The sequence below is a fragment of the Hanstruepera neustonica genome (genome assembly GCF_002895005.1).
Lineage (GTDB): Bacteria > Bacteroidota > Bacteroidia > Flavobacteriales > Flavobacteriaceae > Hanstruepera > Hanstruepera neustonica.
The window spans coordinates 567,074-587,360 of sequence record NZ_POWF01000001.1 but is presented as its reverse complement, the minus strand read 5'-3'; the positions used below and the strand labels follow the sequence as shown (position 1 = coordinate 587,360).

The 20,287-nt window shown below is 36.4% G+C and carries 9 protein-coding genes; 2 read left to right on the top strand and 7 right to left on the bottom strand.

The window, feature by feature from the left end:
* Window position 1 precedes the first annotated feature (1 nt).
* The 3 genes from C1T31_RS02555 to mutY form a co-directional block, all read right to left on the bottom strand.
* Entirely contained in the window at window positions 2–1,306 is a 1,305-nt protein-coding gene (locus tag C1T31_RS02555; RefSeq protein ID WP_103050885.1) for a gliding motility-associated protein GldE, read from the bottom strand.
* A 24-nt stretch (window positions 1,307–1,330) separates the two neighbouring features.
* Window positions 1,331–1,789, bottom strand: a complete 459-nt coding sequence (locus C1T31_RS02550) for a single-stranded DNA-binding protein (RefSeq protein ID WP_103050884.1) — start codon at window positions 1,787–1,789, stop codon at window positions 1,331–1,333.
* 87 nt (window positions 1,790–1,876) lie between these two features.
* Window positions 1,877–2,899 (bottom strand): A/G-specific adenine glycosylase, encoded by a 1,023-nt coding sequence (mutY, locus tag C1T31_RS02545; protein ID WP_103050883.1) that lies wholly within the window; start codon window positions 2,897–2,899, stop codon window positions 1,877–1,879.
* 135 nt (window positions 2,900–3,034) lie between these two features.
* On the opposite strand from mutY, the gene C1T31_RS02540 reads away from it, so the two are divergent.
* Both C1T31_RS02540 and C1T31_RS02535 read left to right on the top strand, forming a co-directional pair.
* The gene (locus tag C1T31_RS02540; protein ID WP_044626974.1) at window positions 3,035–3,325 is read left to right on the top strand and encodes an HU family DNA-binding protein; all 291 of its coding nucleotides are present in this window, start codon (window positions 3,035–3,037) and stop codon (window positions 3,323–3,325) included.
* A 305-nt stretch (window positions 3,326–3,630) separates the two neighbouring features.
* Entirely contained in the window at window positions 3,631–5,175 is a 1,545-nt protein-coding gene (locus tag C1T31_RS02535) for an Rne/Rng family ribonuclease (RefSeq protein ID WP_103050882.1), read from the top strand.
* A gap of 58 nt (window positions 5,176–5,233) precedes the next feature.
* On the opposite strand, the gene C1T31_RS02530 is transcribed toward C1T31_RS02535, so the two are convergent.
* From C1T31_RS02530 to C1T31_RS02515, 4 genes are all read right to left on the bottom strand, one after another.
* Complete coding sequence (locus C1T31_RS02530) at window positions 5,234–7,135, bottom strand: OmpA family protein (RefSeq protein WP_103050881.1); 1,902 nt, start codon at window positions 7,133–7,135, stop codon at window positions 5,234–5,236.
* Window positions 7,136–7,154: 19 nt separating this feature from the next.
* On the bottom strand, window positions 7,155–8,069 hold the full coding sequence (locus C1T31_RS02525; protein WP_103051298.1) for a PorP/SprF family type IX secretion system membrane protein: 915 nt from the start codon (window positions 8,067–8,069) through the stop codon (window positions 7,155–7,157).
* Between the two features lie 23 nt (window positions 8,070–8,092).
* Complete coding sequence (locus C1T31_RS02520; RefSeq protein WP_103050880.1) at window positions 8,093–12,751, bottom strand: gliding motility-associated C-terminal domain-containing protein; 4,659 nt, start codon at window positions 12,749–12,751, stop codon at window positions 8,093–8,095.
* A gap of 248 nt (window positions 12,752–12,999) precedes the next feature.
* Window positions 13,000–20,286, bottom strand: a complete 7,287-nt coding sequence (locus C1T31_RS02515; RefSeq protein ID WP_103050879.1) for a T9SS type A sorting domain-containing protein — start codon at window positions 20,284–20,286, stop codon at window positions 13,000–13,002.
* Between the last annotated feature and the right edge of the window lies 1 nt (window position 20,287).

The following is a 20,287-nucleotide window of genomic DNA, read 5'->3' as shown; positions in this document are numbered from 1 at the left end:
ATTATGGTAATGTGATTTTTAATCTTGTTATACGTTTATTGTCTAAAGCCTCTACTGTAAAAACGAAATCTTCAAAAATTATTTTACTGCCTTGTTTTGGAAAACTTTTTGAAATCTCTAGAACAAACCCAGCCAATGTTTCGGCTTCACCCTTATTTTCTTCAAATATAGCACCCTCTTCCAATTTGACAATTTTATAAAAATCCTTTAGAGCAGTTTTCCCTTCGAAAACATAATTCTTATCATCAAGTTTGGAATAAATTAAATCTTCATCATCAAATTCATCACTAATATCACCTACAATTTCTTCAATGATGTCTTCCAACGAAATGAGTCCTGATGTTCCACCATATTCATCAACAACAACGGCTAGATGCACTTTCTTTTCTTGAAATTCAGCCATCAAGTCATCTAATTTTTTGTTTTCGGGAACAAAAAATGGTTCGCGCATTAATGTTGTCCAATCAAACTGTTTCCGATCTATGTAAGGCAGTAAGTCTTTAACGTAAAGAATTCCTTTAATAGTATCAATACTATCTTCATAAACAGGGATTCGTGAATATCCATTTGCTATAATTTCTGGTATAACTTCTAAATATTTCAGGTTTATGTTCAATGCAAAAATATCAATTCGAGGCCTCATAACCTGTTTGGTGTCTGTATTACCAAATGACACGATACCCTGTAATATTTTCTGTTCTTCCATGGTGGTATCGTCTTCACTCGTTAATTCAAGTGCTTGAGATAATTGATCAACACTTAAATTAGATTTTTGTTTACCCAGTTTACCGTGAATAAAAATCGTGACACTTCGCATTGGAAGGCTTAAGGGTGAAAAAATAACATCAAGTACCCTTAATGGATAAGCCATGAAGATGGCAAACTTTAATTTATTTCTACTGGCATATATTTTAGGAAGTATTTCACCAAACAATAAAATCAAGAAGGTTACAACAACAACTTCCAATAAGAATTTAACAATATAATTTTCAATCCCTTCAAAAATAAAATTGCCCAAATAGGCAAACAATATAACAATACCTATGTTAATAAAGTTATTGGCAACAAGAATGGTGGCCAATAATTTCTTTGGTCTATCAAGTAACTTTGAGATAATTGAAAGTGCCGTGTTTTTTTCATCTAGATTATCCTCAATGTCTGATCGGGTAAGCGAGAACAAGGCAACTTCGGCACCAGAAATTAAGGCAGAACAAATAAGTAGTACAAAGAGCAGTACAAAACCAAATATTAAAGAATATTCTATTGTTATTAGAAGCGCTAAAAAACTCGGGGGTTCAGGATCCAATAGCTTGGGTTTTAATTAAACAATTTAGAACGGTAAATCGTCTTCTGGTAAATCAACTTCAGGTTTGTGATTGATAGGCTCTGCTTTATGACCAACAGGATTGGCTTGATTGCCTTGTTGGGTATTAGAACCAGTAGCACTTTCGTTCTTGGTAGTTAAGAAGGTGAAATCTGTACATTGAATTTCTGTAGAGTATCTGTCATTTCCATTTTCATCCTGCCATTTTCTCGTTTTTATTCTACCCTCAATATATACTTTATCGCCTTTACTTACATACTTTTCAAAAATTTCGGCCGCTTTATTTCTGACCACAATGTTATGCCATTCCGTATTGGTAACACGCTCATTAGTTTGTTTATTGGTATAGGTTTCGTTTGTAGCCAACGGAAACCTCCCAATGCATCCACCTCCTTCAAAATAGTGCATTTTAACTTCATCTCCCAGATGCCCAATAAGCATAACTTTATTTAGTGTTCCTGACATTTTATATGATTTTATTGTGCAAAATTACGCTTTTGCAATTCATAATCTTAAATTTAAGAAAAAAATATGACTGGAGTAACTTTCACTTTAAAAATTGAAGTCATCAATAAAGTTTTTAATTAATATGGGGGTTGCAAAGTCATTGATTTTATTTATTGGAATGGCGTTTTCAGATAAACTTGTCACTTTTACAATCCAAAACTTGGTATACAAATGTTGATGAGAGAGCTTATGCACAATCGGGTTCTCGTTAAACAATACTATACTTTTATGATTGACATTAAGCTGTTTCTTGAATTCTTTGGGTTGTAACTCCTTGTCAGATTCAATTAATGGAAACTGATATAGATTTTGCCATATGCCCTTACCAACTCTTTTTTCTAGAACAGTTGTATGGGAATCCGACATATAGACAATATAATTAAGGTGTCTTTTTATAGGCTTGGCTGCTTTGATTTTTTGAGGCAAGTCTTTTATTTTTCCTGTATGGAATGCAAAACATTTTAACTGTAAAGGGCATATGGAACAATCAGGGCTATTGGGTTTGCATTGAACAGCGCCAAACTCCATAATCGCTTGATTGAATTCAGCTGGGTTTTTTTTGTCAATGATTTGTTGTGCCCGTTCTTTGAACTCTTTTTTTCCTGGTGTACTATTAATAGGAGTTTGGATGCCGTAAAATCTAGATAGTACTCTAAACACATTACCGTCCACGACAGCTGTTGCCTCGTTATAGCATATTGATGCAATGGCACTTGCCGTATAATCTCCAACGCCTTTTAATTTTATCAGTCCATTATAATCTTTAGGAAACTCACCATTCAGTTCATGGGCAATGAACTTAGCAGTAGCGTGAAGATTTCTTGCTCGTGAATAATAGCCTAAACCTTGCCATAATTTTAAAACAGCCTCTTCAGAAGCTTTAGCCAGATGAAATACCGTTGGATACTGCTTTATAAATGCTTTATAATATGGTAATCCTTGCTTAACTTGTGTTTGCTGCAAGATTATTTCCGATAACCAAATGAAATATGGGTTTTTAGTGTTGCGCCAAGGCAATTCGCGCTTATTATCTGAATACCAAGATGTTAAAATTTTTGTAATATGCATTTAGAGTATATACTAAATGCAAAAATAATCGTTTATATTCTTAAATTTTAATGAATTAGGTTTGAAATATTGAATATTAAATTCCTATATTTGCAACCCTTTAAAAGATTAATAGTAACACAAAAAATATTTAAAATGACGAAGGCTGATTTAGTAGCAAAAATTTCAGAAAAATTAGGAATTGAAAAAGGAGATGTACAGGCAACTGTTGAAACATTTATGGATGAAGTAAAAACTTCTTTAGAGAGCGGTGATAACGTTTATTTAAGAGGATTTGGAAGCTTTATCATTAAAACTAGAGCGGAAAAAACAGGTAGAAACATTTCAAAAAATACTACCATCAAGATTCCAGCTCACAATATTCCAGCATTTAAACCTGCAAAAGTTTTTGTTGAAGGTGTAAAAACTAATGTAGACGTTAAATAAAAACATTTATTAATTAACCTTAAAAGAAGACATTTATGCCAAGTGGTAAAAAGAGAAAAAGACACAAGGTAGCGACGCATAAGCGTAAAAAGAGAAGACGCGCTAATCGTCACAAAAAGAAAAAATAAACTGAAAAAGTAGTTGGCAAACTACTTTTTTGGTTTTAAAATCAAAACGTTCTTTGATAGTGAGTTTCAGTTTCGTATTACCTTGCGAAATGAGTGACTCTATGGATTAAAAATCCTGTGAAGAATTAGTATTAATCCATCTGTCGCGCTTTGTCGTGATGGATAAAAATTAACTAAATGGATAAAGAATTGATTATTCGATCTGATTCTGATAACGTTGATTTTGCCTTATTAAAAGATGGAAGACTAATTGAATTACAAAAAGATGAAGGAGGAAACAATTTTTCTGTTGGTGATGTGTTTATAGCCAAAATAAGAAAAGCTGTTCCGGGCTTAAATGCTGCTTTTGTAAATGTAGGCTATGAAAAAGATGCCTTTTTACATTATCACGATCTAGGGCCTAAACTTCCTTCCCTTTTAAAATTCACAAAACGTGTAAGCACAGGTAGACTAAAAGATTATTCTTTAAAGAATTTCCCATTTGAAAAAGATATTGATAAAGACGGTAAGATAAATGATGTCTTAAAGTCCAATCAATCTATCTTGGTACAAATAGTAAAAGAGCCAATATCTACTAAAGGACCTAGAATTAGTTCCGAGCTTTCAATAGCTGGTCGATATATTGTTTTAGTGCCTTTTTCCGATAGAATTTCTATTTCACAGAAGATAGAAGATAAAGAGGAAAAAGATCGCTTAAAACGCCTTGTAAGGAGTATTACACCGCAAGGCTTTGGTGTTATTGTTCGTACCGTTGCAGAAGGCAAGAAAGTTGCAGAATTGGATAGAGATTTACAAAATTTGTTAGGTCGTTGGACCGCAATGTGTAAAAAACTAGACAGAGCACATCATCCCAGCAAAGTTTTAGGAGAATTGAATAAAGCCTCGTCAATATTACGAGATATATTCAATGATTCCTTCACCAATATTCATGTGGATGACGAAGCACTTTACATTCAAATTAAAGATTATGTGCAAGAAATTGCACCAAAAAAAGAATCTATAGTTAAGTTATATCAATCTAATGTGCCCATTTTTGAAAAATTTGGTGTTGAAAGACAGATTAAAACGTCATTCGGCAAAACCGTTTCAATGGCAAAAGGAGCTTATTTGGTTATCGAACACACTGAAGCACTTCATGTCGTAGATGTTAACAGTGGTAACCGTTCCAATAAAGCCAAAACTCAAGAGGACACAGCATTAGAAGTCAATATGATAGCCGCCGCTGAAATCGCCAGGCAATTGCGCTTGAGGGATATGGGAGGCATCATAGTTATAGACTTTATTGATATGACCAGAGCTGAAAACAGAAAAACGCTTTATAATTTTCTTCGTGATGAAATGAAGGATGATAGAGCCAAACACAAAATACTACCACCAAGTAAATTTGGTTTAGTACAGATTACAAGACAGCGTGTTCGCCAAGAAATGAACATTAAAACGCGTGAGGAAAACCCTAATGACCTTAATGGTACAGAGGTAGAGGCACCAATAGGAATTGTGCCCAAAATAACTCATGATCTTGAACAATTAATTAAAAAAGACTATAAAAAGCTGACCTTAAACACACATCCTTTTATAGCAGCCTTTTTAACCAAAGGCTTTCCATCAATCCGTTCAAAATGGTTTTTTGAACATAAAAAATGGGTGAAAATTTTACCTAGAGATGCTTACACATATTTAGAATACCACTTTTTTGACAAAGATGGTAATCAAATTAAATAATAAAAAAGCCTTACGATATCGTAAGGCTTTTTTTATGTCTTATTTTAAGCTTAATTTTTTATTCTTGATTTGGTCCACCGCTTACAATAATAAACTCTGAACGTCTGTTCATTTGGTGTTCCTCTTCAGTACATTTAGAACCGCAATCAACTTTAAGTTCATTCTCGCCTTTACCAACACCAGAGATTCTACTGGCATCAATACCTTTTGAAATTACATATTGAACCGTAGATTTAGCTCTTCTATCAGATAGTTCCTCATTATACTTATTACTACCTCTAGAATCGGTATGCGATTCAGCTAAAATTATCATATCTGGGTACTTGTTCATGATAGCTACCAATTTATCTAACTCAAAAGCACCTTGTGAGGTAATATTGGATTTATCAAAATCAAACAAAATTGGATTTAACACCACACGATCTTCTACAATTATCTTATCAATTGGTTTTAATTCCAATTGTAAATTGACTTCTTCATCCTTGCTACCAGCAAAACTCAAGGTGTTTCCTTCATAATCTGGTAATGTGCCTGAAATTTCCAATGGCTTATCGCAAGTAACTTGATAAGTAACCTGTCCTTTATCATCTGAAGTTTGAGATGATAAAATACGATCATTAGAATCTTTTATCACAACACTTACATTAGACAATGGGTCTCCCGATTCGCTATCCATAACAGTCGTTATGACCATAACATCACAAGGTTCTAATCTTTTAACACCATAAATATCATCGTTCCCTTTTCCTCCAGGTCTGTTGGAAGAGACATAGCCTTCGCCTGTTTCTTCATCTATAGTAAATGCAAAATCATCAGAATTACTATTAATTGGTGTTCCTGCATTTTCAACTTTACCAGATTCAGACACATAAAAAACATCCAATCCACCAAGACCTAAATGTCCATCTGAAGAAAAATACAACGTTCCATTACTTGCTTCAAATGGAAATCTGTCATTCCCTTCTGTATTAATAGTATCTCCTAAATTTTCTGGCTCTCCAACTGTTCCATCGCTGTTAACAGAAACCTTGTACAAATCAAATAAACCATGTCCTCCTGGCATATCAGAATGAAAATATAGTGTTTTCCCATCGGCACTCATAGCAGGAGCGCTCACATTATAATTGCGATTATTAATACTATTCAAAGGCTCAACATTACTCCACTTATCCCCATCATTTGTCGCTTTGTAAAGGTAAAATACACTCAATTTATTTTTGTTGGTCTGATCCTTTTCATAATCACCTTCAAAAAAACTTTCCCGAGAAAAGTACATGGTATTTCCATCTGGACTAAAAGTCACGGTGCCTTCATGGTGTCTGGTGTTAATGGCACCATTTACCAATTCCCCTTCTTGATCTGACTCATCCAAAGTTAAAGACACACTGTAAACATCTAAAAACGGTTCTTCATTCCAACCATAGTTTCGTCTAGCTTTATTTCTAGCTGATGCAAAGTACACCATATCATTAGCGACAGTTCCACCAAAATCAGATTCTTCTGAATTAAAAGGCAACGCTTTAATATCGTATTTTTTCTCTCCTTCTAAAATTCCTGTTACGAAATCAGGATTGGATTTGAATGCGATAGCTCTATCATCTTTAGGGTTAGCATCAGCAAACTTTTGCATCCATTTACTTGATTCCTCATACTTTCCGTTTGCCTTAAGCATTTGTGAGTATTTATAAATGGTTTCAGAATCTTGAGAAGTTTCTAGTGTTTTCGCATACCATCTTTCAGCTTCTGTGGTATTAAAAATATTATAGTTCGCTTCGGCTAATTGAGCATAGACATATTCATCAGCTTTACCATCTTCAACCAATTTCATATAGCTGTCAATTGCTTGAATAAATTCAAATCTTGAAAAATGTTTGTCGGCTGCTTGAGTTTGCTTGTTTTGAGCAGTTATACTTAAGCTACCCAATAATACTAGTGTTATAAATATTTTAAAGTTTTTCATAATGTTTAAGCTTAAGTGATTAGAAATAACGAGGTGAACGAGATACCTTTTTCGTAAAACTGAAATCAAAGTTTATAAATATCTCATGTGATGAACTAGTCGCTATGTTTAAATCTGACCTAATACTATCATAAGCATACCCTATTCTTAAATTAGGAGCAACCATAAAGTTAATCATACCACTGAATGAATCTTCCAATCGATAACCAACACCCACTTCAACAATATTATACATGAACAAATTGGCATTTAAGTCGAAACTAACAGGTGCATCAAAGGCAACTTTTAGCAATCCATGAGGCTTTAAGGCAAAGTTATCAGACAAGCTAAACACATATCCAGCTGCTGCAAATAAATGCTGCGTTTCAGAACCGACTTTTGTGCCATTTGTAGCATCTAAATGAACCGAATTAAGCATATTTGGCATAGATAAGGAGATATAGTACTTATCTGGCCTGTAGAAGTAAACACCTGCTCCAACATTTGGTGTAACAGCATCTACATTTTCTTGCAAAAACGGGTCATTTGCATCAATTACAGCCAGTCCTATCAAGCCAATTTTATGGAATGTAGCACCCGCTTTAACACCCAAAGCAAGCTTATTTTCATTTCCTAGTGGCAATGTATAAGAGAAATCCGCATAGGCATTATTTTCCCTTACAGGACCAATTTCATCATTAATAAAAGAGAATCCAAGTCCCACTCTTCTTCCAACAGGAGAATGGATAGCCAAAGTCCCTGTATTTGGGGCACCTTCTAAACCTACCCATTGACTTCTATAAAGAGCTCCAACAGCAATACCTTCAAACGAACCTGCATAAGCTGGGTTAACAACATTCATATTATACATATACTGTGTATACTGAGGGTCTTGTTGCGCCTGTAAAAAGGACACAGACAATACAAATACTAAAATTATATATAGTTTTTTCATCATTTAATCTTGGTTGTGTTGTTTTACTTATTAATATAAACCCATGAAGTTCGTTCTTTACCGCCTTGATATTTCATGACATAGAAGTAAGTACCAACAGGCAACTCATCTCCATTATCAGCAACACCATTAAATTCATTGGTATAACCATTTGTTTTACTGAAAACTTTTACACCATTTCTGTTGAATACCTCAAGACTACTAACATTATATCCACTTAAATCAAAAGAATCGTTATAGCCATCATCATTTGGCGTGATTACTTGGGGAATAACATTAAGGCACGACTCTGATAAAATTGTCTCAATACTTGTCATAGGGCAATCACCAGAAGTAGTGTAGGCAACGGAATAAGTAGTAGCTGAAAGACTACCTCCTGTTATCTCTCCAGTTACAGAATCTATTTCTGCACCATCATTTGGTGTCTCATTAAATGAAAATGTTCCTCCTAAATCTCCTAAAATATCAGCAATAGCTCCACCACAAGCAGGTGTCAATGTAAATGAAGCATCTTCTTCTGGGAGTACCGTAAAAGTCTGACTTGAAACTTGAGGGCAATTTCCACTTGTTGTATATTCAATTGTATATGTTTCTCCTGGAATAGCATCGGTAACAGTTCCTGTTGAGGTGTCTATAGTAGCAGCCGGCATTACGTTAAATGTCCCTCCCAAATCACCTGTAATAGTAGCTATAGCTCCATCACAAGTAGCTTCAACATCAAAAGAGGCATCTTCATTAGACCCATTAACATTTACAGTAACATCATCAGTTAATGTTGCTGTTCCACCTGTACACAATTCATACGTAACTGTTGCCGTATAGGTAGTTGTAACAGTTGGAGCTACAGAAATTGTTTCCGAATTCCCTAAAGATGTTGTACCCTCAAACCACTCAAATGTGTAATTTGGCGTTCCTTCTGATGGTGCAAATCGCCAAGACTCATCAGTTGCAGTCCAAACACCTGTATTTCTTCCAGGAGGTGTAAATGCAACTGTTCCTGCTATATTTTGAACCCCAATTACAGCTCTTCCACCATTCCAACCATTACAAGTTGGTTTATCAAATACATTAACATCAATATTATTTGAGGATTCATATAAAATGATTTGACTACTTGACTGTAATTCGTTGCAGCTGAAATGACAAACATTCGTATAATTAACCACAAACATTCTATAAGGTGCCGATCCAATTACTAAATAATTGATGTCTCCACAAACACTTGGGTCAATGTCATGGCCAACTCCAAAAATATTACCTTCTGCTAAAGTTGGATTGGTATTATTAGGTAATAAATCACCTGCAGCCATTGCCCAACCATTACCTGTATCGGCATTCTCCAATTCAAAGCTTAAGACACCATTAGACCCAACTAATATTTGAGTATAGGTTTCTCCAAAGAAGCAAAATTCAAATCCAATATCAAGTACTTCAGACCAACGGTCATCAATATCTAGACTTGTTGGTGTTCCACCCACCGTTGTAGGTAATGGGCATGAATCCAATCCATTAATTATATATGTATTAGTATCTTGACCGAACAAATGGTAGGCAGCAGATATGTCTGTTGATTCTTCACAACCAATTGTCTCATCTTCACCTGCATATATAATTGAACATGGATTTGGTGGTGGTGGACAAATAAATGTAATTGGGCTACTTATCACATCACATGTGTCATCATCTGATTTAATAGTCGTAATAGTAACTACTGTATTTGCAGCATATGGACCCATGGTCACAATTCCAACAGAGTTGGCGGTTTGAGCAGCACTTCCTTGATCATCTGATACAATAATTGAAGCCGACCCACTTAAATCGGTAATATTGACCTCAATAACGAAATCAGGGTTATCTGGATCTGTTTCACAATCTCCTACCGCATTAAATGTTACAACTTGTGGAATACATATGGTTTTAAAAGTTGATTCGGTACAACCAGTATCTGCCGGTCCATTATCATTATATGGTATAATCGTGACATAATAGTTAGTCGCATTTGTCAAAATACCTGGATCATACGTCAAAACATTTCCAATATCTAAATTGTCAACAACATCTGTTCCTCCAGGTGTTGTACCTATTGATATAGTATAACCCGTTACAAAAATAGACGCTGCTGTCCAGGTGATATCCGTATCAATTGGGACATCTATGGCTAAATTAGCTGGTGTTACAATAGTTGCATCACAATTTGGTACCGCTGTTGCATCAAAACAGGTAACATCAAAATCCCAAGGAGCATTAGCTGATCCCGCACAACTAATCACTCCGTCTGAATCTACTCCGATAGTAATTGAATCACCTGAAGAAATAAAAATCAATCCTGTCAAATCACCTCCATTATCTCCTTGAAAAATAATTGTTCCATCAGAATCTGTAACAATAAGCTCATCCCAACCAGCTTCTATCCAACCAGCATTAAAAAACACTACTAATTGAGAACCATCACTACTAGCAAAATTAAATTCCATGGTGTCATTGGCAGCGTAGCAATAAGTTGTATTGATTACTTGACCAATAGAGCAATCTACTATTTGATTTGGATCATCCCTAATAGTAAAACTTTCTTCAGTACAACCAACAGCATTACCATTATCGTTATAAGGAATGATAGTTACGTAGTATGTTGTTGAAAATTCTAATACTCCTGGATCATAGGTCAAAACATTACCAACATCAACACCATCCAAAACATCGGTGCCTCCTGGAGTCGTTCCCATATTAATAATATAACCTGTAACAAGTACTGAAGCAGCACTCCAAGTTAAATCTTCATTTTCATTAACATCAACCGTTCCGTTGGCTACTTCTCCCGTAAGCGAAGCATTACAATTTGGAACAGCAGTAGCATCAAAACATGAAACGGTAAAATCCCATTGTGCATTACCGGTGCTACCACAACTCACAGAACCATCTGAATCGACAGCAACAGCTATGGAGTCTCCTGAAGATAAAAATGAAAGCCCCGTTAAATCTCCTCCATTGTCTCCTTGGAATATAACAGTACCATCTGAGTCGGTTACAATTAATTCATCCCAACCAGCTTCAATCCATCCTGAATTGAAAACCACCGAAAGCTGTGATCCATCATTACTAGCATAATTAAATACCATAGTATCATTTTGTCCATAGCAATATGTCGTGTTAACTACATCTCCGTTGGCACAATCTAATATTTGATTAGGATCATCTCTGGTAATAAAACTCTGCTCATTACAATTTATAGCAGGACCATTGTCATTATATGGGACAATGGTTACATAATAAGTAGTTTCATAATCTAAAGTTCCAGGATCGTAAGTTGTTGCAGGGCCATTATCAAAATTGTCTAAAATATCTGTTCCGCCAGGAGTAGTACCAATGGAAATCGTATATCCCGTTACAATAACAGACGCTGCACTCCATGTGATATCTGTATTTTCATTTACATCAACCGCTCCATTTGGAGGTGTGATTAAGACAGAATTACAATTAGGAACCGCAGTTAAATCAATACAAGACACATCAAAATTCAATGGTACATAACCATTTGCCTGACAGCTTACTGAACCATCACTATCAATTTCAATAAAAATAAATCCTGTGGTTGAATTAACAGAAACACCTGTCATATCACCTCCATTGTTACCATCATACAAAACTGTACCAGTATTATCAGTACCATCATAAATTGTAACTTGGTCACAGCAGCCCTCCATTTGACCCGCATTGAAAAATACGTTCATTGGACCACCATCAGAACTTTGAAAATTCCAGGTTTGACTTTCGTTGTTACCATAACAGTAGACTGTATTAATTGGTGTTCCAGCAGCACAATCGACTGGTGCATTAGGATCGGCTCCTGTCATAAAAGTAAATTCTGTACAACCCTGGGCTGGGCCGTTAGCATTATAAGGAGACACGGTTACATAATATGTAGTTGCGTATTCTAATGGCGACCCAAACGTATAAGACGTTGACAAACCAACATCCTCATTGTCAACAATATCTGTTCCTCCAGGTATGGTACCTACTGAAAGCACATATCCTGTAGGAATTCCAGTGGCAACACTCCATTCCAAATTGGTATTGATTCCAACACCATTAGCACCATTGGCAGGTGTTATTAAGTTCACACACGAAGGTGGATCGACAACTACTTGAGTTGCAGTAATATTATCTAAATAAATGTAGAAGGTTCCAGCAGTCCAATTACCTTCAATACGCAATTTAAAATCAGAACCTACTGGCAAATTAGCAGCTGGAACTGTGGCTGTTACATTTGCACATTCATTTGAAGTAATATGATTACCATCATTAATTGTTTCTACAGTATTCCAAACCCCACCATCATTGGTAGAATATTGAACTAGCATCTCGCCCCAACCTGGAGGTGTGGCATCAACTGCTTGAGACCAATCGACTATTTTATAGTCAAAACTAATGGTCAAATCGCTTCCATTAGAAGACCCCACTATGTTAGGTGATGTTAAATGCGCAGTAGTATTGGAATCAAACAGGTTTACTCGCTGCGAAAATCCTTGGCAGACTTCTATAACTGTTCCAAAATAATCTCCAGGATCCGATGTCCATCCAGCTGGTAAGACTAATCCACCATCGAAATTTTCTGTTAATCCTATTTGAGAAAACCCACAAAGAGATATAAATCCAAATAAAATTGATAAGGTAATGTTCTTCATTGCTATTAATCAAGGTTAGTAAATTGTTGTAAATCGCTATGTTTATGGTCACATCGAAATGAACAAAAACAACGGTTATTAATTAAATTATAAAAAATTTAATCCCTAAAATTATGAAAATTTCTGTAACGAAAATTCAAACAAATTTTTAATAGATTAACGGTAATTTTTCCTCGTTAAAATGAATTGCGTGAAAACAAAAAAAGGTCTGATTTAAATCAGACCTTTTTTTATCAATTATCCTTTTTTTAATATTTGATCAATCGGATAACTTTAGAGTTTTTGGCTTGTTTTACTTTCACAATGTAAACTCCTCCTTCTAATTCTGAACCAAAAGTATACTTTTCATCTGGCCCAAATGTTGCTGTATGAACTAATTTGTTACTCATATCATACACATAAACTACGGCATCATTGTTTACATCTTGTGATCTTAACCTCATATCAAATGTTGTGTTTGATGGGTTTGGCCATGCCACAACATCAAACTGACTCTCTCTATATTGTGGAGATAAGTCTTCGTAAACAGGACATGGATCACAAATATCAGCTGCATTCCAAATGACATTGTTAAGGCCATGTACTTTTTCTGCAATAAACAATCCTGTCATATAAGTTGGATCAGGATTATTGCTATTAACATTCGAACCTTTGGCAAGGATTTGTCTAGTAGCAAAAATCACAGCATTTACATGAGACCCTTTTTCTATATCAACATTGTTATCTACATAGAACGTGACATTATTTCCATTTGAATTGATTGTTCCGCTTTGGGCTAGCATAAATCTGTCGTTTATATAAACATTTGCACAACCACTGAACTCAATAATCGCACCTTCACTTGTTTTAATTCTATTCACAAAAACATTTGATTGAGAGAAAACTACAGTTGCTCCGTTTCTAACCCAAACCTCATCGTAAACTTCACCATCTAATACTTGAGTATCACCATTACCAATGGTAACAGATTCACTACTGTTAGTAGATAATGTGTTGTATACAAATCCAGGTATAATTGGGTTGGCTGATTCATTAATCTCTTCTCCAATAGTACTACCCTGATTTAATGTAAATGTAGTTGCCTGTCCAAATTCTGCAATATGACTATCTTGGTGTAATTTTATTTCACCCGAACTACTACCAACTCCAACTCCTCCAGACTGTACTGAATTGTTTCCATGAAGAAATACTTCATTGGTTGCATAAATAGCATATTCTGATAACGGTGTTCCTTCAATGATACTAGTAACTTCATACTCAACATACGTAGTACAACCTGTTTCAGAAGTAACCGTTACACCGTAAACACCATTGTCAACAACAGTAATACTTTGAGTGTCTTCACCAGTTGTCCATTCATAGGTAACCTCAACATTGCTTTCAGCTGTTAAAATAACTCCTTGACAGAATACCGATAATGGCTCCTCAGTAACAGTAACTTCAGGAACTATACCTTCAACAGTTACTGTTGCCTCACAAGAATTCTCATTTCCATTAACATCAATGACAGTTAGGGTCACTAAATTATCACCGATCTCATCACACGTAAAAGCTTGAGGTGAAACAGTCATGGATTCTATTCCACAAGCATCACTACTTCCAGCTCCAATAGCATCGATATCTTCAGAAGACAACATATAGTTTCCTGTAGAATCTAATGAAACAGTAATATTGTTACACACCACATCTGGCATGACATTATCTTCCACTGTAACAGTTGCTGTTGCCGTTGAAACATTTCCTCCAACGTCAGTAACCGTCAATGTTACGGTATTGTCTCCAACATTTTCACAGGTGAAAGAGTCTATGTCAATAGTCATAGTCTCAATACCACAATCATCTGATGACCCATTATTGATATCTTCAACTGAAATTGAAACATTACCCGTTTCGTCTAACTGAACAGTAATATCCTGCGCAATAGCTACTGGAGGATTGTTATCTTCAAGTGTAATTGTTTGAGTTGAACTAGCCGGACATGGTCCAGAAGTTGTGTACTCAACCGTATATGTATTTCCTAGAGTTCCATTAGTGATGGCTCCTGTTTCTGAATCAATTTGTGCACCATCACCTGGTTCTGGGTTAAATGCAAATGTTCCTCCCGCATCTCCGGTCACAGTAGCGGTAGCTTCATTACAAGTTGAATCCAACGTAAATGATGCATCTTCAGCTGGTAATACCGTTACAGATTGCATGCTACTTGCTGGACATGGTCCAGAAGTGGTATATTCAACCGTATAAGTTGCACCCGGTGTACCATTGCTAATTGTTCCATCTGAACCAATCTCAGCACCATCACCTGGTTCTGGATTGAATGCAAATGTTCCACCTACATCTCCTGTTATTGTTGCCGTAGCCCCATCACAAGTTGCCTCTAATGTAAACGAAGCATCTTCGGCAGGTAATACTGTTACAGATTGTGTACTATTTGCTGGACATGGTCCTGATGTGGTGTATTCAACAGTATAAGTAGCTCCTGGCGTTCCACCAGAAATATTACCATTAGAATCAATTACCGCACCATCACCTGGCTCAGGATTGAATGCAAATGTTCCACCTAAATCTCCTGTTATTGTTGCCGTAGCACCATCACATGTTGCCTCTAAAGTAAACGACGCATCTTCAGCTGATAATACTGTTACAGATTGCATACTAGTTGCTGGACATGGTCCTGATGTTGTGTATTCAATAGTATAAGTTGCTCCTGGTGTTCCACCAATAATATTTCCATTAGGATCAACTTCTGCACCATCACCTGGTTCTGGATTGAATGCAAATGTTCCACCTGCATCACCTGTAATTGTTGCTGTAGCACCATCACAGGTTGCTTCTAATGTAAATGAAGCGTCTTCAGGTGGTAAAATTGTTACAGATTCAGAACTAGTTGCAGGGCAATCGCCACTTGTAGTATACTCAACAGTATAAGTTGCCCCTGGAGTAGCATTGGTTATATCACCTGAACTAGGATCGATTTGTGCATCATCTCCTGGTTCTGGATTAAATGCAAATGTACCTCCAGCATCTCCCGTAATTGTTGCCGTAGCACCATCACAGGTTGCTTCCAAAGTGAAAGAAGCATCTTCAGAATCTAATACTGTTACATCTTGTGTGCTGCTTGAAGCACAATCACCAGCTGTTGTATATTCAACAGTATATATTGATCCAGCAGTACCATTAGTTACCTCCCCAGTTTCAGCATTAATTTGAGCATCATCTCCCGGTTCTGGATTAAATGTGAAAGTCCCACCTGTATCTCCAGTTACAGTAGCTGTTGCGCCATCACAAGTTGCAGTTAACTCAAATGAAGCATCTTCAGCTGGTAACAAGGTAACAGATTCTGTTGCTGTTGACCCACATTCCCCGGAAATTGTATACACAACGGTATAAGTTTCTCCAGGCGTACCATTTGTAATTTCACCTGTATCTGCATTTATTTCAGCATCATCAGTTGGTTCTGGATCAAAGCTAAAGATTCCACCTTCATCACCTGTGATAGTGGCAGTAGCGCCATTACATGATGGCTCCATTGTAAATGAAGCTTCACCACCTGATCCACTCACTGTAACGGTTACTTCATCTACAACAGTAGCTGTTCCACCAGTACACAAATCATAAGTCACCGTGGCTGTATAGGTTGTAGTTTCAGTTGGCGATACAGTAATCGTCTCTGAATTACCTAATGAAGTAGTTCCATCGAACCACTCGAATACAAAACTTGGCGTATCCTCGTAAGGTGCAAATCTGTAAGATTCTGGTGCATCTGGAGTTACTTCCCAAACGCCTGTATTTCTTCCAGCCGGAGTAAAGGCTACAGTGTCGTCGATATTTTGAACACCTATTACAGCATTTCCATCATTCCATGAAGCACAAATTGGTTTTTCAAACACATTGATATCAATGTTATTTGAAGACTCATATAATATAATTTGTGAACTAGAGAATAATGTTTGATTACAAGCGCCGCTGAAATGAGCGACATCAACATAATTCACCACAAACATTCTATAAGGAGCTGATCCAATTACTAGATAATTAATTTCACCTGATACAGAAGGATCTATATCATGAGCTACACCAAAGATATTGGCTTGCGTTAAACTTGTATTGTCATTATTAGGAAGAGTATCACCCGGATCAATATTCCAGTTATTGAAACCACCAGCATTTTCCAATTCAAAACTTAATACACCATTAGATCCAATAAGAATTTCATCATAGATTTCACCAAAGAAACAGAATTCAAAACCTAAATCAATAACTTCTGACCATCTATCATCAATATCTAAACTTGTTGGTGTTCCTCCAACTGTTGTTGGCAACGGACAAGCACTTAATTCATTAATGGTGTAATTATTGGTGTCTTGGCCAAATAAGTGATAAACAGCTGTCAAATCAGTAGATGTGTTTTCATCACAATCCACCGCAGCATCCTCACCAGCATACACAATAGAACATGGGTTTGGTGGCGGAGGACAAATGAAAGTAATTGGACTACTTACAACATCACACGTATCATCATCAGACTTTATAGTTGTGATAGTTACCACTGTATTGGCTGCATAAGGCCCCATGGTAATAACTCCAGTAGAACTTGCAGTTTGAGAAGGACTTCCTTGATCATCTGTAATAATAATTGAAGCCGCTCCACTTAAATCCTCAACATTAACTTCTAAAACAAACTCAGGGTTATCTGGATCTGTTTCACAATCACCCACTGCATTAAAAGTTACGACTTGTGGAATACATACCGTTCTAAACGTTGACTCAATACAATCAGTATCAGCCTGTCCATTATCGTTATAAGGTATTACGGTAACATAATACTCTGTTGCATTTTCTAAAGTACCAGGGTCATATGTTAAAACATCTCCAACATCAACTCCATCTAAAACATCTGTTCCTCCTGGTGTTGTACCCATATTAATGATATATCCTGTTACGACTATAGAGGCTGGACTCCAAGTTAGGTCAGCATCAATGTCTACATCTATAGCTCCATCAGCTGGTGCTGTGACTGTAGCGTTACAATTAGGAACTGCTGTTGGGTCAAAACAAGCTACGTCAAAATTCCATTCAGGTCTACTTCCTGATGAACAACTTACAGAACCATCAGACTCGTACCATACTGTTAAAGAATCTCCTGTTGTAAAGAATGACAAGCCTGAAAGTTCACCTTGTCCTTCAAAAATTATACTACCATCTGAATCGGTAATACGGATTGTATCAAATCCGTTCTCCATATTTCCAGAGTTGAATGAAATTGCTAACGGTGAGCCATCTGAACTTTGGAAACTAAAAACATCTACCCAAACATTAGCTCCAGCGCCACCACTGTTGTTTTCATAACAGAATGTTGTATTGACAACTTCTCCTGAAGCACAATCCACAATTTGATTTGGATCATTTTCTACAGTAAAGCTCTCTTCAGTACAATCTTCAGCACTACCATTTTCATTATAAGGAATAATGGTTACATAATAGGTCGTTTCAAATTCTAATGTACCAGGGTCATAGGTTAAAACGTTACCTACATCAACACCATCTAATACATCTGTTCCACCTGGAGTAGTTCCCATATTGATAACATATCCCGTAACGAATACAGTTGCAGGACTCCATGTTAAATCTTCATTTTCATCAACATCTCCTGATCCATTAGCTACGGCACCTGTTAACGACGCATTACAGTTTGGAAGTGCAGATGTATCAACACACGAAACAGTGAAGTCCCATTGTGCATTACCTGTACTTTCACAACTTACAACACCATCTGAATCAACAGCAACTGCAATTGAATTACCTGAAGAAACAAATACTAATCCCGCTAAATTCCCGCCATTGTCACCTTGAAATAAAATGGTTCCATCAGAATCTGTCACGATTAAGTCATCCCAACCTGCTTCAATGTAACCTGAATTGAAAACCACAGAAAGTGGTGAACCATCATTACTGGCATAGTTAAATACCATATTGTCATTATTGCTATAGCAATATGTTGTATTTATAGTTTCTCCATTTGTACAATCTAAAATTTGATTTGGATCGTCCATAATGGTAAAGCTTTGCTCGTTGCAATTAATAGCAGGACCATTATCGTTGTATGGAACAATAGTTACATAATAAGTAGTTTCGTATGCCAATGTTCCTGGGTCATAAGTTGTAGCAGGACCATTATCAAAATTGTCCAAAACATCTGTTCCGCCAGGAGTAGTTCCTATAGAAATCGTATATCCAGTTACGATAACAGAAGCTGCACTCCATGTAATATCTGTATTATTGTCTACATCAACAGCTCCATTAGCTGGTGTTGTCAATACTGAATTACAATTAGGAACTGCAGTTGTATCAATACAAGACACATCAAAATTCAGAGGTACATAACCATTTGCTTCACAACTTACAGAACCATCACTATCAATCTCTATAAAAATAAAACCAGTGGTTGAGTTAACAGAAACACCTGTCATATCACCACCGTTATTATCATCGTACAATACAGTTCCTGTATTGTCAGTACCGTCATAGATAGTAACTTCATCACAACATCCTTCCATTTGTCCTGCATTGAAAAATACATTTAGAGGCCCTCCATCGGAACTTTGGAAGTTCCAAGTTTGGGTTTCATTATTACCATAGCAGTAGACTGTATTTATTGGTGTTCCAGCTGCACAATCGACTGGTGCATTTGGATCGGCTCCTGTTGTAAATGTGAACTCTTCACATTCTTCCGCTGGACCGTTGGCATTATAACCTAAAACAGAAACATAATATGTCGTTGAGTATTCCAAGGGTGCACCAAAAGTATAAGATGTAGACAATCCAACATCTTCATTGTCCACTACATCCGTTCCTCCAGGAGCGGTACCAACAGACAACGTATATCCAGTTGGAATTCCCGTAGCGGCACTCCACTCTAAATTAGTATTGATTCCTACCCCATTTGCTCCATTGGCAGGCGTAATTAAATTAACACATGAAGGAGGGTCTACAACAACTTGTGTTGCTGTCACATTATCAATATATATGTAATAAGTACCTTCTAACCAAGACGCATCGAAACGTAATTTAAAATCTGAACCCGCTGGCAAACTTGCTGCAGGTACAACTGTACTAAAGTTGAAGCAATCACTGGATGTAATATGGTTATCATCATTAATTGTTTCAATGGTGTTCCAAACACCACCATTATTTGTTGAATATTGAACTCGTAATTCACCCCAACCCGGTGGCGTAGCATCAACGGCAGCAGACCAATCGACTATTTTATAATCAAATGTAATGGTAAGATCGCTACCATTTGAAGAGCCTACAATATTAGGCGAGGTGAGGTGGGCTTCAGTATTAGCGTCAAAGAGGTTCACCCGTTGCGAGAATCCTTGACAAACTTGAACTACAGCTCCAAAATAATCTCCGGCATCAGACGTCCAACCAGTTGGTAGTGTCAATCCGCCATCGAAATTTTCAGTTAATCCTATTTGAGAAAATCCACTAAATGAAATAAGCGCAAATAAGATGGAAAAAGTAAGTTTTTTCATC